Here is a 24600-nt window from a genome sequence, read left to right as displayed (position 1 = left end):
AGGCACCATAGCAGATCTATATTGCAGTGCAACATAAAAATTCGTTGCCCCGCAATAGGCCCGTTTTCTTCGGCATCAACGCTCCTGCATTGGGAATTTTTCCCGTACCGCGGATCGAGTTGACGATCGTTTATTTCGCAAATGCGAAAACGCGAACAAGACCATCGTCTTACGGCTGAAGGGAAGGGAACAGGTCCCGGTATCCCATGGCGGTGCGATCGAACAGGATGTCGCGGGGTTCGAGCCTGCGGGCGAGCGCCAAGCCCTCGAGCGACCGGCACCGCGACAAAGCGACATAGGCTTGGCCGTGGGCGAAGGTGCCCCGGCCGAGGTCGATATACACGTTGTCGAGGGTAAGGCCCTGGGCCTTGTGGATCGTCAGCGCCCAGGCGAGGCGGACGGGGTACTGCTTGAAGGTGCCCGCGACGGTGCCGACGATCTTCTCCTCATCCTTGTCGTAGGCGTAGCGGCGCTGCTCCCAGCTCACCGGCTCGAGCTCGTGCTCGCGGCCCGCGACCTCGACAAAGACTTTTTTCTCCTCGAGGCGGGAAATGCGGGCGATGGTGCCGTTGACCCAGCGTTTCTCCGGATCGTTGCGCAGGAGAATAATCTTGGCGGCCGGCTTCAGGGTCAGCGCGCTGTCGGTCGGGTGCGAAGCCTGCGTGAAATCACCCGTGATTCCGGCTTCATAGGTGTAAGCTCGGCCGGGGAGCGCATCGAGATAGGCGGTGTTGATGCGCTGGGCGGCGGCGTTGGTCGGCGTCAGGATGACGAATTTTTCTCCCTCGCCGAGCGTGCGGATGGGCGCCACGCGCCGGTTGAGCTCGGCAAGGTCCTCCTCCTCGGCCTCGCCGTCGCGGATCCGGTTCAGGACGGAGATCAAAGCCTCGTCGCTCTGGCGGAACACCTGCGTCAGCTCGAGGCGCGTGGTGCCGGCCCCCTCGCGGAGCGCGGGGACGGAGAAAAAGAAGGGGCCGCCGAACTCCTCGTGCAGATGCCCCGCAACCTCGGCCTCCTGCACGACGGGCGGCAGCTGATGCAAGTCGCCGAACAGCACCAGGCGTACGCCGCCGAAGGGCTCGCGCGGGCGTCCGCGATTGACGCGCAGCGACTGGTCGATGGCCCACATCAGGTCCGAGCGCACCATCGACACTTCGTCGATGACGAGGAACTTGAGCTTGCGCATGACCTGGCCGTTGCGGGAGCGGCGGATGTCGTCGGAGCGGATCAGGCGCGGGGGAAGGCCGAAGAACGAATGGATGGTCTGGCCGCCCACGTTGACGGCGGCGAGGCCGGTCGGCGCGACGACGACCAGCTCCTGATCGGTGGCGTTGCGAAGGGCCCGCAGCAGCGTGGATTTGCCGGTGCCGGCGCGGCCGGTGACGAACAGGTGGCCCTCGCCGTCGCGGACGTGGGCGAGCGCGGTTGCAAACTCCTCGGTCGGCGTGATGCCGTCGGGCCAGACGGCGTCGGCTGCGGCGGCCGGCGCGAGCGCTGTCAAAGGGGGTGTCTGCACGGGCGACCTTCTGACCGGCAACGGGGCTACGACCTAAGGTGATGCGGGCAGGTATGTCAAAGTGGGGGCTCGGTTGCCCCCACTCGGCATGCAGGTCCGGCCCGGTCTTGTGTCGCCGGGGAAAATAATGATGTGCGCTTTTCATACGTGACTGGATCCCGGCCTGCGCCGGGATGACGTTGAATGTTGGGCCATGCGCTATCGGCAAAAATGACGTCACTCCGGCGAAGGCCGGAGTCCAGACGCGCTTCAAATTCCGGCAGGCGGAAAGTCTGGCAGGTTGCCTCCGGCCTGCAGTGCACCAATTGGTCCTTGAAAGGGGGGGCCGGCGCGCGTAAGTGAACCCCGCACCGTCGGGTATTTCCGACGCAGCTTGAGCTTTCGTCGGAATTATCCGACGCGCTTCGAAGGGACCCTGAACCATGGGCTACAAAGTCGCTGTCGTCGGCGCGACGGGAAACGTCGGGCGCGAGATGATGAACGTGCTCACCGAGCGCCGCTTTCCGGCGGATGAGATCCATGCGATCGCCTCGCGCCGCTCGCTCGGCACCGAGGTCTCCTGCGGCGACACGACGCTCAAATGTCAGGACCTCGAGCAGTTCGATTTCTCGAAAGCCGACATCTGCCTGATGTCGGCAGGTTCGGCCGTGTCGAAGGCGTGGAGCCCCAAGATCGGCGCCAAGGGCTGCGTGGTGATCGATAACTCGTCCTGCTGGCGCTACGACCAGGATGTGCCGCTCATCGTGCCGGAAGTGAACGCGGACGCGGTCACGGGCTTCACGAAGAAGAACATCATCGCCAACCCGAACTGCTCGACGGCACAGATGGTCGTGGCGCTGAAGCCGCTGCACGATGCGGCCGGCATCAAGCGCGTCGTCGTCTCGACCTACCAGTCGGTTTCGGGCGCGGGCAAGGATGCGATGGACGAGCTGTGGGCCCAGACCAAGGCCAAGTATGTGCCGGGCCAGGACGTCGAGCCGACCAAGTTCCCGAAGCAGATCGCGTTCAACTGCATTCCTCACATCGACGTCTTCATGGAGGACGGTTTCACGAAAGAGGAATGGAAGATGGTCGCCGAGACCAAGAAGATCATGGACCCGAAGATCAAGCTCACGGCGACGTGCGTGCGCGTGCCGGTGTTCGTCGGCCATTCGGAATCGGTCAACATCGAGTTCGAGCGCCCGATCACGGCGGACGAAGCGCGCGAGATCCTGCGCGAGGCGCCGGGCCTGCTGGTCGTCGACAAGCGGGAGCCGGGCGGCTACGTGACGCCGGTCGAGGCGGCGGGCGAGTATGCGACGTACGTGTCGCGCATCCGCGAGGACACGACCGTCGAGAACGGGCTCGTGCTCTGGATCGTCGCCGACAACCTCTTGAAGGGGGCGGCGCTCAACGCGGTGCAGATCGCTGAGACGCTGGTCGAGCGCGACCTCATCAAGGCGAAAGCGGCGGCTTAAAGCCGGTTCCGTAGGCTACAGATTTCTCCCCAATCTCCATGGCCGGGCAAGCCCGGCCATGGTGGGGGGTTGGTTTTGCCGTATCGCGCTATTTGCTCTCGGATTTCTCGAGCGCGTGGCGCTGGAGAAGGCCCATCTGGCTGAGGGCGAAGACCATCGTGATCGGCATGATGCCGAAGACCTTGAACGTCACCCACTGATCGGTCGTGAGAAGGCGCCAGGCGAGCTCGTTCAGCAGCGCCAGGAACACGAAGAAGCAGGCCCAGCGGAACGTGAGCTTGCGCCAGCCCTCCTCCGTCAGCGCAAACACGTCGCCGAAGAGATAGCTGAGCAGGGAGCGCCCGGAGAGGAGGCCGCCGAAGAGAACGGCGGCGAAGATGCCGTTGACGATGGTGGGCTTCAGCTTGATGAACAGCTCGTCCTGCAGAAGCAGCGTCAGGCCTCCGAACACCACGACCACGAAGGCGGTGATGAGCGGCATCACGGGGATGCGTCCGAACAGGATGCGGGAGGCGGCGAGCGAGATCAGCGTCGCGCCAATGAAGAGGCCCGTGCCCCAGAAGATGCCGGCGCGGGCGTTGGTCAGGAAGAATACGACGAGCGGCCCGAGCTCGACGACGAACTTCAGGAGCTGCCGGGTGCCGCTCTCGTCCGTTCCGGTCTTGGTCGTGTCGGTTTGACTCATGATCCCCCGTGTCCGTTGGACTGGTGCGTCTTCTCTTGAGACGTATCTGGATTCCCGCCGTCCATGCGGAGCATGGCTCCGCCATGATGCCGGGATGACGTTACTGAGAGCGCGGATCGCCTGAACGCACCCTCACCCCGACGCCTTGGTGAAGGCAAGCTCCGCATGGACGGCCGGGGTCCAGACACGTGCGACCATAAAGGGCGATAGTGGCAAAAGAAACGGGTCTGGCCGTCGCTGGGAGCCCTTTGCCGATCTGCGCGCCGGTCAAAGGTGGTGCCTGCTCATCCACTTGGTCAAGAGCCAGGCGTAGAGGCCGCTCAAGGGCAGAATGATGAACAGCTTGAAGGCAATCCAGATGTCGACGCCGGTCATCTGGGACCCGAGCAGGGTGTAGACCTGATCGTCCCTGAAGGTCAGGCGCACGATCTCGTTGGCGACGGCGGTGAAAACGAAGAACCAGGCGAAGCTGCGGGTGAACAAGTCCCAGCCCTCCTGCGTGTAGTGGAACGTCTTCTCGAACACGTACTGGAAGAAGTTCTCGCGCATGATCAGGGCGCCGAGCGCGAAGCCGACGGCGAGCGCGCTGCAGACGATCAGGTTCGTCTTGAGCCAGATGGTATCGTGGGCGAGGAGATCGAGGCCGAGAAAGACCGACGCGATGCCGATCGTCACCCAGTCCAGGTCCGACAGCCGGCCGCGCGCGGCGATCAAGGCTAGCCCCATAAGCGCAAACAGCGTGAGGACGCCGGCCTGCAAGCCGATGAGCCAGCTCACGGCCAGCATGGCGGCGATGGGGCCGAGCTCGCTCAGGAGCTGACGCGGGCCTTTGTAGCGCCAGAAGCTCGAGAAGAGGAACCCGGCAAACAGCGCGTTGAATATGGTGACCTTGATCTGGACCCACATCGGGTCGTGCGTCACCAGGGTGAGCGCGCCGAAGACGATGGTTACCGTCGAGGCGATCAGCGGGAACACCGGTGGCCGGTGGAACATATAGACCATGGCCGCGATGGCGATGAGCGTGGTCAGGATCAACGCCCAGGTGCCCGCGTTGATGCCGTAGGCTGCGTTGACGACGAACATCGTCACCAGCGGGCCGAACTCGCTCAGGATGTTGACGGTCTGTTCGGCGTTGAATGGGTAGAGACGCTTGCGGGGGCTCATGTGCGGTGCGTGACCCTTGACCTCGATTGATTCGCCCGGTTCTTTCCCGGCGCCGTCCTGCTCGGGCGGCGGAGCCTCAGTGTTCGGCGATCGCACGGGCGTAATCCTTGGCAGAAAAAGGTTGCAGGTCGTCGATGCCCTCACCGACGCCGACGGCATGGATCGGCAACCCGTGCCGGGCGGCGATGGCGACCAGGATGCCGCCGCGGGCAGTGCCGTCGAGCTTGGTCATGACGAGGCCGGTGACGCCCGCGCGCTCGCGGAACACGCTGACCTGCTGGAGCGCGTTCTGGCCGGTGGTGGCGTCGAGCACCAGCAGCACGTCGTGGGGTGCGGTCGGATCCACCTTGCGGATGACGCGCACGATCTTCTCGAGCTCCGCCATCAGCCCTTCCTTGTTCTGAAGGCGGCCGGCGGTGTCGATCAGAAGCACGTCGTAGGCGCCGGCCTGCGCCTCCTTCATGGCGTCGAAGGCCAGGCCCGAGGCGTCGGCGCCGACGTCGCGGGCGATGACGGGGGCGCCCGTCCGCTCGCCCCACACCTTGAGCTGATCGATGGCGGCGGCGCGGAAAGTGTCGCCGGCGGCCAGCATGACGCGGCGGCCTTCGCGGCTGAGGTTGGCTGCGAGCTTGCCGATGGTGGTCGTCTTGCCCGAGCCGTTGACGCCGAGCACGAGCAGCACATGGGGCTTCTTGGTCGCGTCGATCACGAGGGGCCGGGCGAGCGGCGCCAGCACGGCCGCTACCTCGTCGGCGAGGGTCTCGCGGATCTCGTCGGCGGAGATCGTCTTGTCGAACCGCCCCTTGGCCAGCGATGTCGTGATCCGCTCGGAGGTCTCGATGCCGAGGTCGGCGGCGAGCAGCAGCTCCTCGAGCTCGTCGAGCGTCGCCTGGTCGAGCTTCTTCCGGGTGACGAGGCCGGCGATGCCCTCGGTCAGCCGCGAGGAGGTTTTCGCCAATCCGGATTTCAGGCGCGCGAACCAGCCCTTGCGCTCTGGCGCGGGCTTTAGCGCCGGTTCCGGCACGGCCGCAGCCTCGGGGGCGGCGGCTTCGGCGGCGGTGGTTTCCGGGACGGCGGTTTCGAGAGTGCCGGTTTCCGGGGCACCGATTTCGGGTGTGATGGCTTCAGGCGTGGATGCCGCGCTCTCGGTGCGCTCTTGATCCGGCTTATCCGGCGCGTCGGGCTGCGGCTCGGCGGGCGCGGTGCCCGTTCCGAACATGCGGCTGAAAAAGCCTTTGCGTTTGGGCTCGCTCGTGCTCACGCGTCGACCGTTCCGTTCAGACGGCGGCCATCGTGGCGGCCGAGGGTTGCCCAATGGATCGTGCCGACCGCCGTCTTGCGATCGACGCGCACCTCGGCGAAGTGCGGCGTGCGGCCCACATCCTCGCGCTCCATGAGGAGCTCGATGCGCGTGCCTTCGAGGCGATCGAGGTAGCGCGCGTGGGCGACCTCGCCTTTCTCGCGCAGGCGCGCGGCGCGCGCCTTGACCATGCGGCGGTCGACCTGGGGCATGCGCGCGGCCGGCGTGCCCTGGCGCGGTGAGAACGGGAAGACATGCAGATAAGTGAGACCGCATGCGTCCACGAGATCGAGCGTATTGGCGAACATATCCTCCGTCTCGGTCGGAAATCCAGCGATCAGGTCGGCGCCGAAGACGATGTCGGGACGCAGCCGGCGCACGCGCGAGCAGAAGCCGATCGCGTCGTCGCGCAGGTGGCGCCGCTTCATCCGCTTCAGGATCAGGTCGTCGCCGGCCTGCATGGAGAGATGCAGGTGCGGCATCAGGCGCGGCTCGGTGGCGATGGCGTCCAGGAGATGCGCGTCGATCTCGACCTGATCGATGGACGAGAGGCGCAGGCGGTTGAGCTCGGGGACGCCCGACAGGATCTGCTTGACGAGGCGGCCGAGGGACGCGGTGCCGGGCAGGTCGGTGCCGTAGGAGGTGATGTCGACGCCGGTCAGCACGATCTCGGGATATCCCTTTTCGACGAGGGCGCGGATCTGGCGCACGACCTCGCCGGGCGCGACCGAGCGGGAGGGCCCGCGCCCCATCGGGATGATGCAGAAGGTGCAGCGGTGGTCGCAGCCGTTCTGGATCTGCACATAGGCGCGGGCACGCGTGCCGAAGCCGTCGATCATGTGCAGGGCGGTTTCCTTCACGCTCATGATGTCGTTGACCGCGACGCGGGCGAGCGCGTCGGTCGAGAGGGCGCGGAAGGTCGCGGGCTCGAGCTTTTCGGCGTTGCCGATCACATGGTCCACGCCGTCGATCCCGGCGAAGCGCTGGGGCTCGATCTGGGCAGCGCAGCCCGTGACGATGAGGCGGGCGTCCGGCCGCTCGCGGCGGAGCTTGCGGATCGTCTGCTCGGCCTGTCGCACGGCCTCGCCGGTGACGGCGCAGGTGTTGACGATCACGCAGTCGGCAAAGCCCGCGTCCACGGCATGGCGGCGCATGACCTCGGATTCGTAGGCGTTGAGCCGGCAGCCCAGCGTGACGATCTGCGGTTCAGGCATCCCTGTTGCTCTGTCTTCTTCGGCGCGGCGAGTCATACGGGGCTGCCCGGCGTGCGGCGGTTCTTGGTTCGATCGGATCACGCTCCGGCTCTTCGATGCGACCGATGAGGGATGCTCAGGACCGGTTCGGGCCGGAGGCGATCATGGTCTAGGTCAAACGGGCTTCGGCGACAAGGCGGGCGCGAGGCTGCCCTCGTGCTCGAATGCGGCGGGGCCCGTCATGAGGATCCGATTGCTTGGCGTCCATTCTATGGTCAGTGGTCCGCCGGGGAGGGTCACGGCAGCCCGCCGCTCCACGAGCTTCTTGCGCATGGCCGCGACGGCGGACGCGCAGGCGGCGGTGCCGCAGGCCCGGGTCAGGCCCGCGCCGCGCTCCCAGGTGCGGATGTCCATGGAGGCCGGCGACGTCACGCGGGCGATGGTGACGTTGACGCGCTCGGGGAAGAGCGGGTGGTTTTCGATCAACGGGCCGAAGCGGCCGAGGTCGTAGTCGGCGACCGGTTTGTCGACCCAGAACACGACGTGGGGGTTGCCGACGTTGACCACCGAGGGGGAATGCAGGACCGGGTCGTCGATCGGACCGATCTGCAGCTCGATGGCGCGTGTGTCGTGGAACGGCTCGGCGAGCGGGATCTCCGCCCATCCGAAGCGTGGCTCGCCCATATCGACGGTGATCGCGGAGGCGTCCGTCACGCTGACATCGAGAATGCCTGCACGGGTCTCGAAGCGTAGCGCGCGACGCCCGGTGCGCTCGGTCTCGAGCCAGCCGATGCAGCGCGTTCCGTTGCCGCAGGCGGCCGATTCCGACCCGTCGGTGTTGAAGATGGTCACGAAGGCGTCGGTTCCGGCCGTGCGTGGTGCGTTGAGCACCATCATCTGGTCGAACGCCGTGCGCGGATTACTGGCGACGGCGCGGATCTGGTCTCCGTCCAGTGGACGGCCGCCTGCGCGCAGATCGACGACGACGATCTCGTTGCCGAGCCCGTTCATCTTGATGTAGCGGAGGGGAGGGAGGGCGCTCATGACGCGACTATATGGGCGAAGCAGCGCCAAAAGACAAACACGGCGAGGGCGATATCGGGTGCCTCTTTTCGGCCTGCTTTTAAGACCTGCTGGCCGCGGGGCCTCTCGGCAAGCGCGTCAATCCGCTTACATAAGGGGTGACGACGTGCTGCAACAGACGAGGTTTCCCGATGCGCTTTCATTCCGGCCTTGCCGCCGCTCCTCTTTTGATCCTCCTGGCCGATGCGACGCCGGCGGCTGAGACCAATGCGCCCGAGGCGCCCAAGACCGCGGTCCGGCTGGAGACGGTCGCGCAGGGGCTTGAGAACCCCTGGGCGCTCGTGTTCCTGCCCGACGGGCGCATGCTCGTCACCGAGAAGCCGGGCCGGCTCAGAGTCGTTGAGACGAACGGCAAGCTCGGCGAACCCATCAAAGGGGTGCCGGAGGTGATGTCCGAGGGGCAAGGCGGCCTGCTCGACGTGGCGCTGGCCAACGATTATGCCGCGAGCGGCCGGATCTTCCTCTCCTATTCGGAGCCGCGCGGAAAGGGCGAGAATGGCACGAGCGTCGCCAGCGCCAAGCTGGTTCTGGCGGCCGACGGCGGCGCGCTTGAGGATCTCAAGGTGATCTTCCGCCAGCAGCCGTCCTACAACGGGAAGCTGCATTTCGGATCGCGCATCGTCGTCACGCCGGACGACAAGCTGTTCGTGACGGTTGGTGAGCGCAGCGACGTCAAGACGCGCGTCGAAGCGCAGAACCCGAAAAATCATCTCGGCAAGATCATCTACATCACGGCGGACGGCGCGCCCGGCGCAGACACGCCCGCGCATGAGGGCTGGGACCCGCTGATCTGGTCGATCGGCCACCGCAACGTGCAGGGCGCTGCCCTCGATCCCGCAACCGGCAAGCTGTGGACGCTCGAGCACGGGCCGCAGGGCGGCGACGAGCTCAACCAGCCCGAGCGCGGCAAGAACTACGGCTGGCCGATCATCACCTACGGCGAGGAGTATTCCGGCGGGCCGGTGGGCTCGGGCCTGACAGCAAAAGAAGGACTCGAGCAGCCGGTCTACTATTGGAAGCCTTCGATCGCGACCTCGTCGGTCCTCTTCTACACCGGCGATCTCTTTCCGGAGTGGAAAGGCAATATCCTGGTCGGCGCGCTCAAATTCATGCAGGTGCAGCGGCTCGTCATGAAGGACGGCGAGGTGGTCCAGCACGAGACGCTGGCCGAGGACATCGGCCAGCGCGTGCGCGACCTCAGGCAGGGGCCGGACGGCGCCGTCTATCTCGTCACCGACGCCGAGGACGGGCGCATCGTGCGCATGACGCCGCAGTAGCGGCTGCGGAAGCCGCCGTTACCTGCCGCCGCCGGATCATCGGCCGGCGGGACCTTGCTGGGTCGTGTCAGGCGCCTTCCCGGTCGCTTTCTCGCGATCGACGCCGTGCACCTGCACGCTTTCGGTGCGGTCGATCTGACAGTCGCCGTTGCGGTCGAGGAGCTTGAAGGCGAGGTTCTGCTTGCCGGTCATCTCCTCGAGCGTGACGCGTCCGTCGCCGTTGGCGTCGTAGTAGGCGATGTTGGCGACCTCGAAGAGGCGATCGCTCGAGACGAGCTTCTTCCACTCCTCCGCGTCGAGGGCGCCGTCGCCGTTGGCGTCCGCCTGGCGGAACTCGCTCGAAACGTACCGCGCCCACTCGTCGCAGCTCACGGAGCCGTTCTTGTCGAGGTCCCAGGTCTGGGCGGCGGCGATGAAGGTGCGGTCGAAGTCCGAGGTGTTCTTGAACGGGTTGCCGCCCGATGCGCAGCCTCCGGCAAGGGCGGCCGGCAAGAGGGCCAGGCCCGTCAGCGCGCCAAGCGTGCGTCGCTCATACATCGAGAAGTCTCCCCCTTCGTTCTCGGCTGCGTTCCTGGACCGAGATCGGCGCCGAAATGTGGTGTCCCCGGCTGAAGCCGGTCTACTGCGCCCGAGCCATGCGCATCAAACCGTTTGAGCGCGTCATGCACCAAACCGTTGGCGCCGTTGGCCGTCGCGGCCCCTCCAAGCCTCCGAATGGGTCGGACTCCGTCCCTTTGTTCGCTGTTTGTTCGTGTCTGACGGGATACCGGTACTCTGAACAGGCACCTGCTTCGCCGCGCATCGGCCGGCATCGATTCGGTTGCGGCGTGGGCTCGCGTCTCACCGGGCACGCATTGACAGGGCCGGCCCGATCGGAGATGGTGCGGCCAAATTTCAACCGGCTTTGAACTCAGAGCCGCCGCCCCGCACATGGCTTGTCACAGAGCCGGGAGGCCGGGGGGTCAACATCCGACAGCGCGTGGCGCCCTCGGGTGCTGTCGTGTTTTGCGGAAAGGTCGCAATGTTCCAATCGCTTTCTGACCGCCTGTCAGGCGTTTTCGAAAAGCTCACGCGGCGCGGCGCGCTGGCCGAGAGCGACGTGTCGGAAGCTATGCGCGAGGTGCGCCGCTCCCTCATCGAGGCGGACGTGGCCCTCGACGTCGTGCGCGACTTCATCGAGCGCGTGAAGGCGAAAGCGATCGGCCAGGAAGTGTTGCGCTCGGTCACGCCCGGGCAGATGGTCGTCAAGATCGTCAATGACGAGCTGGTCCGCACGCTGGGCTCGGAGGCCGAGCCCATCGACCTGCATGCGGCCCCCCCGGTCGCCATCCTGATGGCGGGCTTGCAAGGCTCCGGCAAGACGACCACTACGGCCAAGATCGCCTGGCGGCTCAAGACCCGCGACAAGAAGAAAGTGCTGATGGCGTCGCTCGACACGCGCCGTCCGGCGGCGCAGGAGCAGCTGCGCGTGCTCGGCGAGCAGACCGAGGTGCCGACGCTGCCCATCGTCGCCGGGCAGACGCCGCTTCAGATCGCCAAGCGGGCGATGGAGGCGGCGCGCCTCGGCGGTTACGACGTGGTGCTGCTCGACACCGCCGGCCGCACGACGCTCGACGAGGAGCTGATGGTCGAGGTCGCCGAGGTCAAGGCCGCGACCAACCCGCACGAGGTTCTGCTCGTGCTCGACAGCCTCACGGGCCAGGATGCGGTCAACACGGCGAAGGCGTTCGACAGCCGGCTTGCCATCACGGGCACGGTGCTGACGCGCGCGGACGGAGACGGGCGCGGCGGTGCTGCGCTCTCCATGCGCGCGGTCACCGGCAAGCCGATCAAGCTCATCGGCACGGGCGAGAAGTGGGATCAGCTCGAGGACTTCGATCCGGCGCGCATCGCAGGCCGCATCCTCGGCATGGGCGACATCGTGGGCCTCGTGGAGAAGGCCGCGCAGACGATCGACGCCGAAAAGGCGCGCTCGATCGCCGAGAAGATGAAGAAGGGGTCGTTCGACCTCGAGGATCTCGCCGAGCAGTTGGCCCAGATGGAAAAGATCGGCGGCATGGGCGGCGTGCTCGGCATGCTGCCGGGCGTCGGCAAGATCAAGAATCAGCTTGCGGCCGCCAACCTCGACGACCGCATCATCAAGCGGCAACGCGCGATCATCTCGTCCATGACGCCCAAGGAGCGGCGGCAACCGAAGGTGCTCGACGCCAAGCGCAAGCGGCGCATCGCGGCCGGCTCCGGCACCAAGGTCGAGGACGTCAACAAGCTCATCAAGATGCACCGGCAGATGGCCGACATGATGAAGGCCATGGGCAAGAACCGCGGAATGATGGCGCGCATGTTCGGCATGGGCGGCGGCGGGGGTCCGAGCGAAGCGGAGCTCGCCCAAATGCAGGGCGAGCTCGCCAAGCTCGATCCGAAGGCGCTCGAGCAGCTGCCGTCGGATCTCAAGGACGCACTGCCGAAAGGATTGTCGGGGCCGAAAGGATTGCCGGGACTGGGAGGCGGCGGCGTGCCGCGCGGGCTTCCGGGCCTCGGCGGCGGGCTGCCGGGCGGTCTTCCCGGGCTCGGCGGGCAGCTCTCGAAATTCCCCGGAGGTCCGGGGAAGAAGAAGTGACGATACCTATCACGGACACAGGTCACGAACACGTACCACGAACATAGGCGGCCTGCCGCCAAACAGCATCCAGAGAGAAAGGACTTCACGTCATGTCAGCCAGGATCCGTCTTTCGCGCGGCGGCGCCAAGAAGCGCCCCTACTATTACGTTGTCGTGGCGCACAGCGCTTCCCCCCGCGACGGGCGCTACATCGAGCAGATCGGCACCTTCAATCCCATGCTGCCGAAGGACAACCCCGAGCGCGTGAAGCTCAACGTCGACCGCTGCAAGCACTGGATCTCGGTCGGCGCACAGCCGACGGACCGCGTGTCGCGCCTGTTTGACGGGGCGGGCCTTCTGAAGCGTGAGGCACGCAACAACCCCGAGAAGGCCCAGCCGAAGAAGAAGGCGCAGGAGCGTGCGGCCGCCAAGGCGAAGGCGGCGGAGGATGCGGCGGCGGCCGCTGCAGGCGGCGAGGCGTAAGCCTCTTCCGTTCGTGCGAAGACTTTTGCGGGTACCGGTTGCCGGTGCCCGTTCGCATGTCCGGAGGATGCGCGCCCGCGGCTCGGCGCCCGGGTATGGATGCTGCAAATCCGCATCAGGGCTCCGAACCCGTGTCGGCGCGCGTCACGGCGGTGTCGAACGGCGCCCGGAATTGGCATAGCTTGGTGATGCGGCCCGGCCCGAGGGTTTGGGCAGGACCGCACGATGCCACGGCGGGAAACGGGAACGGGGGGCTTACTTTCATGCCGTTGAGGACGAACCTCAGTGCGGCCGAGGCGGCTTGGTGGGATCGGCGCAGCGAGATCCTGGCGCGCGGCACCAAGCTGATGAGCGACAAGCCGGATGTCGAGACGTGGACGCGCCGCGAACGCCGTATCTGGCTTTATGCCCTTGCCATCGGCAACCGGATCGAACGCCTCCAGTAGGCGGGCACCTGGGGCAATTACAATTTAAGGATGTGTCCAGAAGCCGGATGGCTTGTTTCGCAATCCATGGTAGAAATTTGCCTTGGCTCGAAGCCTTTGGTCCTCTCGGTGGCCCTCTCGAGCTCTTGTTGGTGGCGGACATGCAGCTCCGCCGGACCCTGCGTCTCAAATGATGATCGGCGATGCTCGACGACGGTGTCTACGGGCTGAGTTTCGCTCTCCGCAATGCCGACGGCATTGGCGATGCGACCCTGCGTAGCGAGGCGCTGGCCGTGCTCAGGCAGGGTCACATTCTGGGCTCCGATCCTTACGGGAGTGTCTTTCGCGGAGAGTGCCGGTATGATGCGGCGCGCGGCGAATCGATCGTCGAGGTGCGCCTGACGGTGCCGCCGAACGGGGTGCTGCTCACCGGCCTTGAGGCTGGTCCGGACGGCGCGGTGCTCGCTGTCTCGGGGCGCTTTCCGTCGCCGAAACCGGTGTCGTCCACGGTCGTCGATCTCGGCGGAGTGCCGATGGTGGTCGAGTTGCGTTTCGTCGGCCCTCTCCGCAGATAAATCGGCGGTTCAGACTTTCATCCATGACAGAAGACGGACGAGGTGAGACCGAAGGAGAGCGGCGCGTGCTGCTCGGGCATATTGCCGGTGCGCACGGTATTCGGGGCGCGGTGCTGGTGCGCAGCTACACGGCCGAACCGGAGGCTATCGCCGGGTACGGACCGCTTGAGGATGAGGCGGGCGGTCGCTGCTACGTGCTGCACGTGGAAGGGGCGACCGCGAAAGGCCTCATCTGCCGTGTCGAGGGCATTGGCGATCGCACGCAGGCCGAGGCGCTCAAGGGCGTTGCGCTCTATGTGCGGCGCGACCGGCTGCCGCCGCCCGGTGCGGGCGAATACTATCATGCGGATCTGATCGGCCTTCAGGCGGCGACGGGGGCTGGCGCACCGCTCGGCACGGTGATCGCGGTCCTCAACTACGGCGCGGGCGACATTCTCGAGGTGCGGCCGGCGGGTGAGACGCGCACGGTGCTCTATCCCATGACGGAGGCCGTCGTGCTGGGTGTCGACCTCGCCAAGGGCATGATCGTACTCGCCCCGCCCGAGGAGGTGGACGCGGGCGATCAAGGTGCATCGGAGCCGGACGACGCATAAACGCGTGAGCGCGCATTGCTGCTGTCGTCAATTCGTCAGATGTTGCGCTTGCTGAGACTGGCGTAGGCCCCGGCCTGCGCCGGAGGCCCGGCTCTGCGCGGCGCGTCGCGCCGACCTGGGGGCCAGGGCGTGCCGGCGCTAAAGCCGTTCGGACTTGAAGAGGCGGGGGAGGTCGCCGGTGAGGCCGGCGGCTTCGGCCACGAAGCGGCGCTTCAGGGCTGGAAGGCGATCGACGAGGCCGAGGCCGAAGTCGCGCGCGGCGCGCACCAGCAGCGCGTCGTTCGAGAACAGCGTGTTCAGGCCGTCGAAGGCCGCGGCGGAGGCGAAGCTGTCGAAGCGGCGCCATGTCTCGTAGCGGCCGAGGCTTTCCATGCTGCCGGGGTCGAGGCCGAGGCGCAGGCCGTCGGCAACGATCTCGGCGAGGGCGGCCGCATCGCGGAAGGCGAGGTTGACGCCCTGGCCCGCGATCGGGTGGACGCCATGGGCCGCATCACCCATGAGCGCGAAGCGCGGGGCGACGTAGGCGCGCGCCAGGTGCATCTCGAGCGGCCAGGACTGGCGCGGGCCGGCGAGGCTCAGGGCGCCGAGGCGGCCTGCGACGCGCGTTTCGACCTCGGCCAGGAAGGCGTCGTCGTCGAGCGCCAGGATGCGGGTCGCCTCGTTCGCCTCCTCGCTCCAGGTGAGGCAGGCCCGATTGCCGGTGAGCGGCAGGATCGCGAACGGCCCGCCGGGCAGGAAATGCTGAATGGCGCGGCCGGCGTGTGGATGCTCGTGGGCGATGGTGGTGACGATCGCCGTCTGGCCGTACCGCCAGCCGACGGTCTTGATGTTTGCCGCCTCCCGAGAGGCGGAGCGGCGGCCTTCGGCCCCGACCAGAAGGGAGGCCGCTATTTCGGTGCCGTCGCGGAGGGCGATGGCCATGTGGCTCACGGCCTCGGCGAAGCGCGCGATCTCGGCGGGAACAAGCAGCGTCACGGCGGGATCGGAGGCGACGGCATCGTAGAGCGCGCGCTCGAGGACCGGCGCCGGGACGATGTGGCTTGCCGGCTCCCCATCCTTCTCGACGGTGTTGTCGTACCTGAGGAGGATCGGGCGAATGCCCGCGTCGAGGCTGGAATCGGTGATTTCGATCTCGCGCACGGGCTCTGCCTCCGCGGCGATGGCGGACCAGACGCCCAGCATGTCCAGCATGCGGCGCGATCCGGCCGAGAGCGCGAAGGCGCGCGCATCCGGGAGGGCAGCCCGGTTGCGGACGCTGCGGTCGATCAGAGCGATGCGGATCTCGCTTCCAAATGCGGCGAGAAGGGCGCGCGCGAAGGCGAGGCCGGCGAAGCTCGCGCCCGAGATGGCAATGTCGAAGCGTGAGGGCATCGTCGCGGGGGGCATCACGGGTCTCGCGTGAGGGCTGCGTCGCGGGCGGCCTTGACCGCCCGTGCGGCGCAGACCATCGTTTACGTCCTTGATCGATAGCATCTTTTTTGGAGAGCGTCCCATGTCTGCCGGTCCGGAGCAACCCTCGCGCGCACTCGCCGGGCTCATGGAGGTGCTCGATCTCGAGCGGCTCGAGGTCAACCTGTTCCGGGGCATCAGTCCGCAGAACGGCTGGCAACGCGTCTATGGTGGGCAGGTGCTGGGGCAGGCCCTCGTGGCGGCCGGACGGACGGTCGATGAGCCGCGCACCGCGCACTCCCTGCACGGCTATTTCCTGCTGGCCGGCGATCCGACGCATCCGATCCTCTACGAGGTCGAGCGCATCCGCGACGGCAGCAGCTTCACGACGCGCCGGGTGAAGGCCATCCAGCATGGCCGCCCGATCTTCGCGATGAGCGTCTCGTTCCAGAAGGACGAGGAGGGCTTCGCGCATGGCGCCGCCATGCCCGACGTGCCCCCGCCCGAGGCGTTGCCTTCGGCGGCCGAGCGGGTGGCGGAGCTGATCGATGCGCTTCCCGCGGACATGCGCAGCTATTGGCAGCGCGAGAACCCCATCGAGCTCCGCCCGGTCGACGTCTCGCGCTATCTCAGTCGCGAACCGCATCCGCCGGTCCAGCACATCTGGCTCAAGGCCAACGGCCGGCTGCCCGACGATCCAAGGCTCCACCAGTGCGTGCTCGCCTACGCGTCGGATTTCACCCTGCTCGACACGGCGCTGATCGCCCACGGCAAGCTGCTGTTCGACCGCGACATCCAGCTCGCGAGCCTCGATCACGCCCTTTGGCTGCACCGGCCGGTCCGGGCCGATGAGTGGCTGCTCTACAGTCAGGACAGCCCGAGCGCCTCGGGCGCGCGCGGGTTCTGCCGCGGCAGCTTCTTCACACGCGACGGCGAGCTCGTCGCCTCGACGGCGCAGGAAGGGCTCATCCGCAAACGCGCGACGGCCTTCGTAATTAAATAGGCTGATTAAATAATAAGCAACCTCATTTCGTTGCACGAAATTTGTGCGTCCACACGAGGCCGCGATGGCGGATCTCTGCTGTCGCTTTCCTGAATCATTAGCGGTTTCAATCCGCTACGATCATAGCTCCGACTTGGCACATCTCTTGACTCTCCCTCGCTCGATTGCTGCCGGCGTCGCCGGCGGCAAGCCGGAGACCTGTCTCGCGCCGACAGACACGCGGGGGACGAAACTCAAAAAGGGGTGCTCTCCATGAAACTGATCACCGCCGTCATCAAGCCTTTCAAGCTCGAGGAGGTGCGGTCCCATCTGACCGACATCGGCCTCGAGGGCATGACCGTGACCGAGGTCAAGGGTTACGGCCGCCAGAAGGGTCACACCGAGGTCTACCGCGGCGCCGAGTACGCCGTGAGCTTCCTGCCCAAAATCAAGATCGAGGTCGCGGTGTCCTCGGCCCTCGTCGACAAGGCCGTCGCCGCGATCGTGGCGGCCGCCAAGACCGGCCAGATCGGCGACGGAAAGATCTTCGTCTCCCCGATCGAGCACACGCTACGCATCCGTACGGGTGAATCCGACGACGCGGCGCTCTGAGCAACCGCTCGCATCCAGCTTGACAGACAGGGAGTTCACGACATGAAGCCACACTTGTTCACGGGTGCGACGCGTGCCCTCGCGATCCTCGGCGCGTTCATGACCGCCACGCTTCCGGCGGTGGCGCAGGACGCGGCAGTCGAGGCGGCACCGGCGGCCGCGACGATACCCGCTCTCAACTCGGGCGACACGGCATGGATGCTCGTCTCGTCGGTCATCGTGCTGATGATGAGTCTTCCAGGCCTCGCCCTCTTCTACGGTGGCATGGTGCGCAAGAAGAATGTGCTCAACACCACCATGATGGTGTTCGCGCCGGTCTGCCTGCTCTCCATCGTCTGGATGCTCTTCGGCTACTCGCTGGCGTTCACGGACGGCGGCGCGCTGCAGGCCTACGTCGGCAGCCTCGACAAGATGCTGCTCGCGGGCGTCACCAAGGAGAGCCTGCAGGGCACTATCCCGGAATCGCTGTTCGTCTTCTTCCAGATGACGTTCTTCGCCATTACGCCGGCTCTGATCGTCGGCTCCGTCGTCGATCGCATGAAGTTCTCGAGCCTGCTCGTCTTCCTCGCGCTGTGGGCGGTCGTCGTCTACATTCCGGTCTGTCACTGGGTCTGGGGCGGCGGCTTCCTCTCGCAGGACGGCGTGCTCGACTTCGCCGGCGGCACCGTGGTGCACATCAATGCCGGTATCGCGGGTCTCGTCGCGTCGATCATGGTCGGCCGCCGCAAGGGCTACGGCACCGAGAACCTCGCGCCCCACAACCTCGTGCTGACGCTCATCGGCGCCTCGCTGCTGTGGGTCGGCTGGTACGGCTTCAACGCTGGCTCGGCGGTCGCCGCCAACGAGAGCGCGGCGATGGTGGCGCTCAACACCCAGGTCGCGACGGCTGCGGCGGCGCTGGCGTGGATGGTCGTCGAGTGGGTCGTTCACCGCAAGCCGACGGTGCTCGGCGTAACGTCCGGCGCCATCGCCGGCCTGGTGGCCATCACGCCCGCGTGCGGGTTCGTCGATCCCGTCGGCGCGATGCTGATCGGTGCCGTTGCAGGTGTCGTCTGCTACGTCTTCGCGACGTCCGTGAAGCGCGCGTTCGGCTATGACGACAGCCTCGACGTGTTCGGCGTGCACGGCGTGGGCGGCATCGTCGGCGCCATCGGGACGGGCGTGCTCGCCCGCGAGGCGATCGGCGGCACCGCCGGCCTCATCGAGGGCAACGCGGCGCAGGTCGGCATTCAGGTCTACGGCATCCTCGCCACCATCGTCTGGTGCGCGCTGGCGACGTTCGTGATCCTGCTCCTGATCAAGGTCGTGATGGGTTTGCGCGTGCCGGAATCGGTCGAGGTGGAAGGCCTCGATGCGGGCCTGCACGGCGAGACCGTTCAGTAGCCTCTCCTCGGCCGGCAACCCGCGTTGCCGGCCGAGCCCCGTCATGGGGCCGTTCGTCTGCCCTGCTTGGCACTCCCCGGGTCTTTGTCCGGGCCTGCGTTCAGACGATGACGATGCGCGTGCGCGGGCCGATCCGCGCCATCACCTTCAGAAGATCCTTGCGCGACAGCGCGACGCAGCCTTCGGTGGGCGCGAGGCCCGGCCCAGCCACATGCATGAAAATGGCGCTGCCGGCCGCCGCCCGCCGCGGGCGGCGGTTGTAGTCGATCACGACGACGACGTCGTAAAGACCGTCGTGGCGCCACAGATGCTCCGCACGTGCCGGATAGGGGTGGCGGATGCGGCGGTTGTAATTGCGGTCGTTCGCTGCATCGCACCATCCGTCGTCCCGGCGCGTGGCGGAGAGCGGCAGGGCGGATAAGGGCCTCACGATTTTATCGCGCCGGTAAAGGGCGCTTTCGAGCCGGAAGCGCCCACGCGGCGTCGCCCCGTCTCCCTCGCGTTTCAGGGTCCGCGTGCCGCTGCGGCCGAGGGCGCAGCGCAGCACCAGATTGCCGCAGACGAGCCGGCCCGAGGTGCTTTGCGCGCCGAGGCTTCTCACGACGATGTTATGGGCGATAATGGCGCATCCCCTTGTCCGGCGGCGGACGGACGGTCGATAACCGTCCGGCCCAGGGCACCCTACCTCCGAGGACAGGCAGATGCTAAGAGGGGCCCGCAACGTTGGATAAAACCGGAGCCGCCGCGCATGAGCACTGCACGCAAGATCCTGCTTGTCGATGACGATGAGGATCTCCGCGGTTCCCTGCACGATCAGCTCGCACTGCACGACGAGTTCGAGGTGTCGGTGGCGGGCACCGCGGGCAAGGGGATCGAGGCGGCCAAGAGCGGGCACCACGATCTCGTGGTGTTCGACGTCGGGCTGCCCGACATGGACGGGCGCGAAGCCGTGCGCCTCTTGCGCAAGGGCGGCTTCAAAAGTCCGATCATCATGCTTACCGCCAACGACAGCGATGCCGATCAGATCCTCGGCCTCGACGCGGGCGCCAATGACTACGTGACGAAGCCGTTCAAGTTCGCCGTGCTGCTGGCGCGCATCCGTGCGCAACTGCGCCAGCACGAGCAGAGCGAGGACGCTGTCTTCACCATCGGCCCCTACACCTTCAAGCCGGCCTCGAAGCTCCTGATCGACGAGCGAGGCGGCAAGATCCGGCTGACGGAGAAAGAGACGGCGATCCTCAAGTATCTCTACCGCACCGGCGACAAGGTGGTGTCGCGCGAGACGCTCCTGCACGAGGTGTGGGGCTACAATGCCGGCGTCACGACGCATACGCTCGAAACCCACATCTACCGGCTGCGCCAGAAGATCGAGAAAGACCCGTCCAGCGCCGAGATCCTGGTGACTGAGACCGGCGGCTACAAGCTGATGTCTTGAACAGCTTGTCCTCAGCCTTTCAACACGTGCCCTCGTGACCCTCGACCCGGGCTGCGAATCGCCCGAGTCTTCCGCCCCGTGAGTTTGGCGCTGGCCGTGCGGCGCGCCTCGGTCCGCCGTCCGGAGTTTTTCCGGGCGCACGCGGGGTTCCGGTTGCGGGGGTTTTTCAATGGCGATCGATGCGTTCGTTCTTCCACTTCTCAACGTGCCGCTGTTCCAGGGGCTGAAGCCGCTTCAGCTCACCGAGATCGCGCGACGCGCGGACCGCATCGTTTATAAGCCTGGCGACGTGATCGTGACCGCGCACGGCGAGCCGGACGCGGCGGTGCTGGTCGTCTCGGGGGAGGCGGTGCGCACCGAGGGGCCGGGGCTCGAGAGAGGTGCCAACGAGGCCATCCCGGCCGGCGCGCTGATCTCCGAGATGACGATGCTGATCGAGACCGAGTGCACGTCGACGGTGGTGGCGCGCACGCCCGTCCGCGCGCTTCGCATCACGCGCCAGGAGATGCAGGCGCACATGGCCTCGGATCCGAGCCTTGCCGATCATTTCGTAGCCAAGATCGCGGGGCGTCTGTCGTCGTTCGTGGAGAGCCTGCGCGAGATCGACCGTGCGCTGGGGCCGCCCGACGGAGACGCGCATGCGGCGTCGGGTTCGGAGGGTGCGGCTCTCGTGCCGGTATCCTCGGCGTCGTCAGAGCCTGTTGCGGCGACCGTGCATTGAGCGGCGCAAGCCGGGATCTCTCAAGCGAAAGGCCGGGGCGGTGTCCGCTCCGGCCTTGCTTCGTTTCCCGCACTTGCGCTTGCCGCTTTTGCGTTTTTCGGCCCGCTCAGCGCATGCGGCGCGGGTTGGTATAGAGGTCGGCTTCCTGGCGATCGAGGGTCGGCTTCACCTTGCCGCGGCGCATGTCCTTGTAGAGCCGCTTCATGTGATGGCGGCAATCGGTGTTGAAGATCATCATGGCGCCGAACAGCTTCATCACCGTCTTCAGGCGCTTGTCGGCGCCGGACTTGATCCGGCCCTTCCATTTGCCGCCGATCGAGAACACCTTGCCGTCGAGATAGCCCACGGTCTCGCCGCGCTGATCGATCAGGGCGTAGTCGCCGCCGAGATTGATGACGGCGCGCTTCAGCTTGTAGAACTCGGGCGTGCCATCGTTGGTGATGATGAAAAACGAGAAATACTCGGGCATGAACGGGTACTTGTTGGCCGAACGCTCGAGATAGATGATGTAGTGATCGTCGTTGGTGTTGATCGAAAAGCTCATCACCGGCAGACCGCGCGCGCCGATCGTCTGCTGCAGCGAGCGGCCGATCATCAGATCCATGGTGGCGCGCCAGTTCAGGCTCTCGGTGAAGAGCTTGAAGACGAGGCGCTTGTCCATGCCCTCGGCCTTCTTCCAGGCGTCCTCGCGGTAGCCGACGAGGCCGGTGCGCTCGCCGTTCTCGATGATCTCGCCGAAGATGTCCATGTCGGTCGTGAACTGGCGCGACTTGGCGCGGTTGCGCGCGCGCTTGTAGAAGCCGAACTCGGTGAAGTTGAAGTTGGTGAGCCAGATGTCGACGAGGAAGCGGTCCCAGCCGTCGGATTTCGGCTTCCGGCCGCGCGTCGCCTTGGACTTGGTCTCGGCGGCCCCCTTCAGCGCCTCGGCGCGGGCGTCGCGGGCCACATCGGCGGCCGCGGCGTCGGCCTCCACGTCGGCTGTCTTGAGGGCGGATGCAGTCATGCCGGTCTCCCTTGGCTCCCGCGGAGCACTGCGAAAACGCGAATCACGCCGTTCGCAAGAGGCTAGCATCGGGGGGTGGCGGGGGAGCCCCACGCGCAGGCGGGGGGGCCTTGAAAGCTGTGGGTAGAGGGGGAGGGGTGGGCAGTAGGCAGTAGGCAGTAGGCAGTAGGCAGTAGGCAGTAGGCAGTAGGCAGTAGGGAAGAGACGTGTCAGCGGTGGCCGAAGATGGCGGAGCCGACACGGATATGGGTGGCGCCGAACTGCGCGGCCGCCTCGAAATCGCCGCTCATGCCCATGCTGAGCCCTGAGAGGCCGAGGTCACGGGCGAGCTTGGCCAGGAAGGCGAAGTGGACGGCGGGCTCCTCCTCGACCGGCGGGATGCACATGAGGCCCGCGATGTCGAGGCCGAGGTCACGGCAGTGGGCGAGAAAGGCGGCGGTGTCCTTCGGTGCGATGCCGGCCTTCTGCGGCTCCTCGCCGGTGTTGACCTGGATGAAGAGCGCGAGGCGCTTGCCCAGGCGCGCCTGCTCCTCGGCGATCGCTTTGGCGATCTTCGGGCGGTCGACGGTGTGGATGGCGTCGAACAGCTCGACGGCCTCGCGGGTCTTGTTGGACTGGAGCGGGCCGATGAGATGCAGCGCGAGGTCTGGGTAACGCAGGCGCAGCGCCGGCCATTTCGCCTTGGCCTCCTGCACGCGGTTCTCGCCGAACAGGCGATGGCCGGCGGCGAGCACAGGGAGGATGTCGTTGGCCGCGAAGGTCTTGGTGACGGCGATGAGGTGCACGGAGTCCGGGTCGCGGCCGGCCTCCCGGGCCGCGGCGGCGATACGGGTCTGGATGTCGGAGAGGGCGGCGGCCGGGTTATGGGCGGAGGTCTCGGTCTTGGGGTCGGTCATGGGCCGGGTTTTAGCGGATCTCGGTCCGATGCGCATCGGCGCGACGAATTGGGTAAGAATGCATGTATTTTACCCATATGAGGCTGGTTGTGGGTCGCGGCTACCCATGTCGGCCCGTATATGGGTAAAAAACTCATATTTTTACCCATATCTAGGGTGATGTGGGTAACGGCTACCCAGGTCTGGATTTTGTGGGTAAAAAACGCGATTATTTACCCATGTCAAATCCCTTCGATCCCAACCGGCCTTTCAACGATCTGCCCGCCCTGCCGCCGGGGGTGGAGCTCGAGTCCCGTGCCGTCCTCAAGACCTGCGTCAGCGCGCGGACGAAGCTGGCTGCGCTCAAGGAGGCGGCGGCGCTGATCCCCAACCAAGACGTGCTCATCAACTCGATCCCGCTGCGGGAAGCCAAGGACAGCTCGGCGATCGAGAACATCGTCACGACCAACGACAAGCTGTTCCGGTTCGTCAATGCGGATGGGACCCAGGCGGACACCGCGACCAAGGAGACGCTGCGCTACCGCACGGCGCTTCTCAGGGGCTACGAGAGCCTCAAGGCGGGCAGGCCGCTGACGACGAAAACGGCGGTCGACGTGTGCCGGGCCATCAAGGACGTGGACCTCGATATCCGCCGCACCTCGGGCACGAACCTCAAGAACCAGCACGGCAAGGTCGTCTACACGCCACCCGAAGGCGAAGCGGTGCTGCGCGAGAAGATGGCCAACTGGGAGCGGTTCATTCACGACGAGTCCGATCTTGATCCACTCATCAAAATGGCGGTGGCGCACTATCAGTTCGAGGCGATCCATCCTTTTCCGGACGGCAACGGCCGCACGGGACGCGTGCTCAACATCCTGTTCCTGATCGAGGCGGAGCTGCTCGATCTACCGATCCTCTATCTCAGCCGGTTCATCAACGATCGGCGGAGCGCGTACTACCGGCTGCTGCTCGAGGTGACGAGCCAACAGTCCTGGGAGCCGTGGGTTCTCTACATGCTGCATGCGGTCGAGGAGACCGCGGACTGGACGCGCGGCAAGATCTGGGCGATCCGCCGTCTCATGGATCACACGGTCCGCTACGTCGCGACGGCGCTGCCGAAGATCTACAGCCGCGAACTGGTCGAGCTGTTCTTCGTGCAGCCCTATGTGCGCACCCAGAACCTCGTGGATGCGGGTCTTGGGACGCGAAAAACGGTTTCCGGCTATCTCGGCCAGCTCGTCAATGCCGGGGTTCTGCGCGAGGAGAAGGCGGGCCGCGAAAAGCTCTATGTCAATGTCCGCTTCCTGGATCTCCTGACGAGCGACAGCAACGATTTCGCTCCGTTCTCCGAGGCGTCCGCCGGGGCGTGAGATGGCGGGCTTCGGGTCCTGGCCGATGCGCAGCATCGGCTCCGGACCCGGCGACAGGAGGCTCGCTTGACCGGCTCGCTCGTTTCGGGCTCATTAGCCGGCTAAATTCACCCTAAGATCCACGAAAGTCACATGGCCACCGAACGGTACAACGCGCCCGCACGCGAAAAGCATTGGCAGAAGGTCTGGGAGGAGGGCGAGATCTTCCGCGCCTCCGACGATCACGCCATGCCGAAGAGCTACGTGCTCGAGATGTTCCCCTATCCGTCGGGGCGCATCCACATGGGGCATGTGCGCAACTACGCCATGGGCGACGTGGTGGCCCGCTTCAAGCGCGCCGGCGGCTTCAATGTGCTGCATCCGATGGGGTGGGATGCGTTCGGCATGCCGGCCGAGAATGCCGCCATCGAGCGCAAGACGCATCCGGCGACGTGGACCTACGCCAACATCGAGACGATGAAGGGCCAGCTCAAGTCGATGG

25 protein-coding genes are annotated in these 24600 nt (G+C 66.2%); 14 read left to right on the top strand and 11 right to left on the bottom strand.

Translation table 11 applies throughout. The features are described from left to right. Positions 1-169: 169 nt before the first annotated feature. On the bottom strand, positions 170-1516 hold the full coding sequence (locus V7082_RS08245; protein WP_334147560.1) for an ATP-dependent DNA helicase: 1347 nt from the start codon (positions 1514-1516) through the stop codon (positions 170-172). A gap of 422 nt (positions 1517-1938) precedes the next feature. Here V7082_RS08245 and V7082_RS08240 point away from each other — a divergent pair, with 422 nt between their 5' ends. Next, on the top strand, positions 1939-2973 hold the full coding sequence (locus tag V7082_RS08240; RefSeq protein WP_334147558.1) for an aspartate-semialdehyde dehydrogenase: 1035 nt from the start codon (positions 1939-1941) through the stop codon (positions 2971-2973). An 88-nt stretch (positions 2974-3061) separates the two neighbouring features. Here V7082_RS08240 and V7082_RS08235 read toward each other — a convergent pair whose 3' ends face one another. The 5 genes from V7082_RS08235 to dapF form a co-directional block, all read right to left on the bottom strand. After that, the gene (locus V7082_RS08235; RefSeq protein WP_334147556.1) at positions 3062-3658 is read right to left on the bottom strand and encodes a septation protein A; all 597 of its coding nucleotides are present in this window, start codon (positions 3656-3658) and stop codon (positions 3062-3064) included. 267 nt (positions 3659-3925) lie between these two features. Further along, on the bottom strand, positions 3926-4918 hold the full coding sequence (locus tag V7082_RS08230) for an inner membrane-spanning protein YciB (RefSeq protein WP_334147553.1): 993 nt from the start codon (positions 4916-4918) through the stop codon (positions 3926-3928). Then, complete coding sequence (ftsY, locus tag V7082_RS08225; RefSeq protein ID WP_334147551.1) at positions 4899-6083, bottom strand: signal recognition particle-docking protein FtsY; 1185 nt, start codon at positions 6081-6083, stop codon at positions 4899-4901. The genes V7082_RS08230 and ftsY overlap by 20 nt, the downstream gene beginning before the upstream one ends. Further along, positions 6080-7336 carry a tRNA (N(6)-L-threonylcarbamoyladenosine(37)-C(2))-methylthiotransferase MtaB gene (gene mtaB / locus V7082_RS08220; protein ID WP_334147549.1) on the bottom strand — a complete coding sequence of 419 codons (1257 nt, stop codon included), beginning with the start codon at positions 7334-7336 and terminating at the stop codon, positions 6080-6082. Before mtaB ends, ftsY begins: the two co-directional genes overlap by 4 nt. Before the next feature lie 153 nt (positions 7337-7489). Further along, the gene (gene dapF, locus V7082_RS08215) at positions 7490-8359 is read right to left on the bottom strand and encodes a diaminopimelate epimerase (protein ID WP_334147547.1); all 870 of its coding nucleotides are present in this window, start codon (positions 8357-8359) and stop codon (positions 7490-7492) included. A gap of 170 nt (positions 8360-8529) precedes the next feature. On the opposite strand from dapF, the gene V7082_RS08210 reads away from it, so the two are divergent. Then, the gene (locus V7082_RS08210; RefSeq protein ID WP_334147545.1) at positions 8530-9675 is read left to right on the top strand and encodes a PQQ-dependent sugar dehydrogenase; all 1146 of its coding nucleotides are present in this window, start codon (positions 8530-8532) and stop codon (positions 9673-9675) included. 36 nt (positions 9676-9711) lie between these two features. On the opposite strand, the gene V7082_RS08205 is transcribed toward V7082_RS08210, so the two are convergent. Beyond that, entirely contained in the window at positions 9712-10212 is a 501-nt protein-coding gene (locus V7082_RS08205) for an EF-hand domain-containing protein (RefSeq protein WP_334147543.1), read from the bottom strand. Between the two features lie 484 nt (positions 10213-10696). Here V7082_RS08205 and ffh point away from each other — a divergent pair, with 484 nt between their 5' ends. From ffh to rimM, 5 genes are all read left to right on the top strand, one after another. Continuing rightward, positions 10697-12292: a signal recognition particle protein gene (gene ffh / locus V7082_RS08200; protein WP_334147541.1), complete on the top strand. Its 1596-nt coding sequence runs from the start codon at positions 10697-10699 to the stop codon at positions 12290-12292. Positions 12293-12384: 92 nt separating this feature from the next. Next, a complete protein-coding gene (gene rpsP / locus V7082_RS08195; RefSeq protein WP_334147539.1) occupies positions 12385-12756 on the top strand; it encodes a 30S ribosomal protein S16 in 372 nt (123 codons plus the stop codon). A 263-nt stretch (positions 12757-13019) separates the two neighbouring features. Beyond that, on the top strand, positions 13020-13202 hold the full coding sequence (locus V7082_RS08190) for a hypothetical protein (protein WP_334147537.1): 183 nt from the start codon (positions 13020-13022) through the stop codon (positions 13200-13202). A gap of 182 nt (positions 13203-13384) precedes the next feature. Next, on the top strand, positions 13385-13756 hold the full coding sequence (locus tag V7082_RS08185; protein ID WP_334147535.1) for a hypothetical protein: 372 nt from the start codon (positions 13385-13387) through the stop codon (positions 13754-13756). 23 nt (positions 13757-13779) lie between these two features. After that, a complete protein-coding gene (rimM, locus tag V7082_RS08180; protein ID WP_334147533.1) occupies positions 13780-14349 on the top strand; it encodes a ribosome maturation factor RimM in 570 nt (189 codons plus the stop codon). Positions 14350-14487: 138 nt separating this feature from the next. Here rimM and V7082_RS08175 read toward each other — a convergent pair whose 3' ends face one another. After that, positions 14488-15735 carry an FAD-dependent monooxygenase gene (locus V7082_RS08175; protein WP_334147531.1) on the bottom strand — a complete coding sequence of 416 codons (1248 nt, stop codon included), beginning with the start codon at positions 15733-15735 and terminating at the stop codon, positions 14488-14490. Between the two features lie 106 nt (positions 15736-15841). Between V7082_RS08175 and tesB the strand changes: the two genes are divergently transcribed. The 3 genes from tesB (at position 15842) to V7082_RS08160 (ending at position 18715) form a co-directional block, all read left to right on the top strand. Then, positions 15842-16741: an acyl-CoA thioesterase II gene (gene tesB, locus V7082_RS08170; protein ID WP_334147529.1), complete on the top strand. Its 900-nt coding sequence runs from the start codon at positions 15842-15844 to the stop codon at positions 16739-16741. A 252-nt stretch (positions 16742-16993) separates the two neighbouring features. After that, the gene (locus V7082_RS08165; protein ID WP_334147527.1) at positions 16994-17332 is read left to right on the top strand and encodes a P-II family nitrogen regulator; all 339 of its coding nucleotides are present in this window, start codon (positions 16994-16996) and stop codon (positions 17330-17332) included. 42 nt (positions 17333-17374) lie between these two features. Then, positions 17375-18715: an ammonium transporter gene (locus V7082_RS08160; RefSeq protein WP_442909768.1), complete on the top strand. Its 1341-nt coding sequence runs from the start codon at positions 17375-17377 to the stop codon at positions 18713-18715. Positions 18716-18815: 100 nt separating this feature from the next. Here the strand turns inward: V7082_RS08160 and V7082_RS08155 are convergent, their stop codons facing one another. Continuing rightward, the gene (locus tag V7082_RS08155; RefSeq protein WP_334147526.1) at positions 18816-19316 is read right to left on the bottom strand and encodes a L,D-transpeptidase family protein; all 501 of its coding nucleotides are present in this window, start codon (positions 19314-19316) and stop codon (positions 18816-18818) included. Between the two features lie 147 nt (positions 19317-19463). On the opposite strand from V7082_RS08155, the gene V7082_RS08150 reads away from it, so the two are divergent. Continuing rightward, a complete protein-coding gene (locus V7082_RS08150; RefSeq protein ID WP_334147525.1) occupies positions 19464-20150 on the top strand; it encodes a response regulator transcription factor in 687 nt (228 codons plus the stop codon). Between the two features lie 169 nt (positions 20151-20319). Further along, entirely contained in the window at positions 20320-20871 is a 552-nt protein-coding gene (locus V7082_RS08145) for a Crp/Fnr family transcriptional regulator (RefSeq protein WP_334147523.1), read from the top strand. A gap of 106 nt (positions 20872-20977) precedes the next feature. Here V7082_RS08145 and V7082_RS08140 read toward each other — a convergent pair whose 3' ends face one another. Both V7082_RS08140 and V7082_RS08135 read right to left on the bottom strand, forming a co-directional pair. After that, a complete protein-coding gene (locus tag V7082_RS08140; protein ID WP_334147521.1) occupies positions 20978-21874 on the bottom strand; it encodes a hypothetical protein in 897 nt (298 codons plus the stop codon). A gap of 209 nt (positions 21875-22083) precedes the next feature. Next, positions 22084-22770: a YggS family pyridoxal phosphate-dependent enzyme gene (locus V7082_RS08135; protein ID WP_334147519.1), complete on the bottom strand. Its 687-nt coding sequence runs from the start codon at positions 22768-22770 to the stop codon at positions 22084-22086. A 218-nt stretch (positions 22771-22988) separates the two neighbouring features. Here V7082_RS08135 and fic point away from each other — a divergent pair, with 218 nt between their 5' ends. After that, the gene (gene fic, locus V7082_RS08130; protein WP_334147517.1) at positions 22989-24119 is read left to right on the top strand and encodes a protein adenylyltransferase Fic; all 1131 of its coding nucleotides are present in this window, start codon (positions 22989-22991) and stop codon (positions 24117-24119) included. Between the two features lie 132 nt (positions 24120-24251). Further along, a partial coding sequence (locus tag V7082_RS08125; RefSeq protein WP_334147515.1) for a class I tRNA ligase family protein occupies positions 24252-24600 on the top strand: 349 nt, incomplete at its 3' end.

This window comes from Hyphomicrobium sp. (assembly GCF_036833075.1).
Classification (GTDB): Bacteria; Pseudomonadota; Alphaproteobacteria; order Rhizobiales; family Hyphomicrobiaceae; genus Hyphomicrobium_C.
The sequence above is the reverse complement of the archived record's forward strand: the minus strand, read 5'-3'. Positions and strand labels throughout refer to the sequence as shown.

Bases quoted from the DNA above. Each gene is read 5' to 3' on its own strand.
- tesB (WP_334147529.1), top strand. From the start codon at position 15,842: ATGTCTGCCGGTCCGGAGCAACCCTCGCGCGCACTCGCCGGGCTCATG.
- V7082_RS08185 (WP_334147535.1), top strand. From the start codon at position 13,385: ATGCTCGACGACGGTGTCTACGGGCTGAGTTTCGCTCTCCGCAATGCC.
- V7082_RS08160 (WP_442909768.1), top strand. From the start codon at position 17,375: ATGAAGCCACACTTGTTCACGGGTGCGACGCGTGCCCTCGCGATCCTC.
- rpsP (WP_334147539.1), top strand. From the start codon at position 12,385: ATGTCAGCCAGGATCCGTCTTTCGCGCGGCGGCGCCAAGAAGCGCCCC.
- rimM (WP_334147533.1), top strand. From the start codon at position 13,780: ATGACAGAAGACGGACGAGGTGAGACCGAAGGAGAGCGGCGCGTGCTG.
- V7082_RS08150 (WP_334147525.1), top strand. From the start codon at position 19,464: ATGAGCACTGCACGCAAGATCCTGCTTGTCGATGACGATGAGGATCTC.
- V7082_RS08140 (WP_334147521.1), bottom strand. From the start codon at position 21,874: ATGACTGCATCCGCCCTCAAGACAGCCGACGTGGAGGCCGACGCCGCG.
- V7082_RS08190 (WP_334147537.1), top strand. From the start codon at position 13,020: ATGCCGTTGAGGACGAACCTCAGTGCGGCCGAGGCGGCTTGGTGGGAT.
- V7082_RS08235 (WP_334147556.1), bottom strand. From the start codon at position 3,658: ATGAGTCAAACCGACACGACCAAGACCGGAACGGACGAGAGCGGCACC.
- mtaB (WP_334147549.1), bottom strand. From the start codon at position 7,336: ATGCCTGAACCGCAGATCGTCACGCTGGGCTGCCGGCTCAACGCCTAC.
- V7082_RS08135 (WP_334147519.1), bottom strand. From the start codon at position 22,770: ATGACCGACCCCAAGACCGAGACCTCCGCCCATAACCCGGCCGCCGCC.
- V7082_RS08240 (WP_334147558.1), top strand. From the start codon at position 1,939: ATGGGCTACAAAGTCGCTGTCGTCGGCGCGACGGGAAACGTCGGGCGC.
- dapF (WP_334147547.1), bottom strand. From the start codon at position 8,359: ATGAGCGCCCTCCCTCCCCTCCGCTACATCAAGATGAACGGGCTCGGC.
- V7082_RS08175 (WP_334147531.1), bottom strand. From the start codon at position 15,735: ATGCCCCCCGCGACGATGCCCTCACGCTTCGACATTGCCATCTCGGGC.
- fic (WP_334147517.1), top strand. From the start codon at position 22,989: ATGTCAAATCCCTTCGATCCCAACCGGCCTTTCAACGATCTGCCCGCC.
- ffh (WP_334147541.1), top strand. From the start codon at position 10,697: ATGTTCCAATCGCTTTCTGACCGCCTGTCAGGCGTTTTCGAAAAGCTC.
- V7082_RS08145 (WP_334147523.1), top strand. From the start codon at position 20,320: ATGGCGATCGATGCGTTCGTTCTTCCACTTCTCAACGTGCCGCTGTTC.
- V7082_RS08205 (WP_334147543.1), bottom strand. From the start codon at position 10,212: ATGTATGAGCGACGCACGCTTGGCGCGCTGACGGGCCTGGCCCTCTTG.
- V7082_RS08210 (WP_334147545.1), top strand. From the start codon at position 8,530: ATGCGCTTTCATTCCGGCCTTGCCGCCGCTCCTCTTTTGATCCTCCTG.
- V7082_RS08165 (WP_334147527.1), top strand. From the start codon at position 16,994: ATGAAACTGATCACCGCCGTCATCAAGCCTTTCAAGCTCGAGGAGGTG.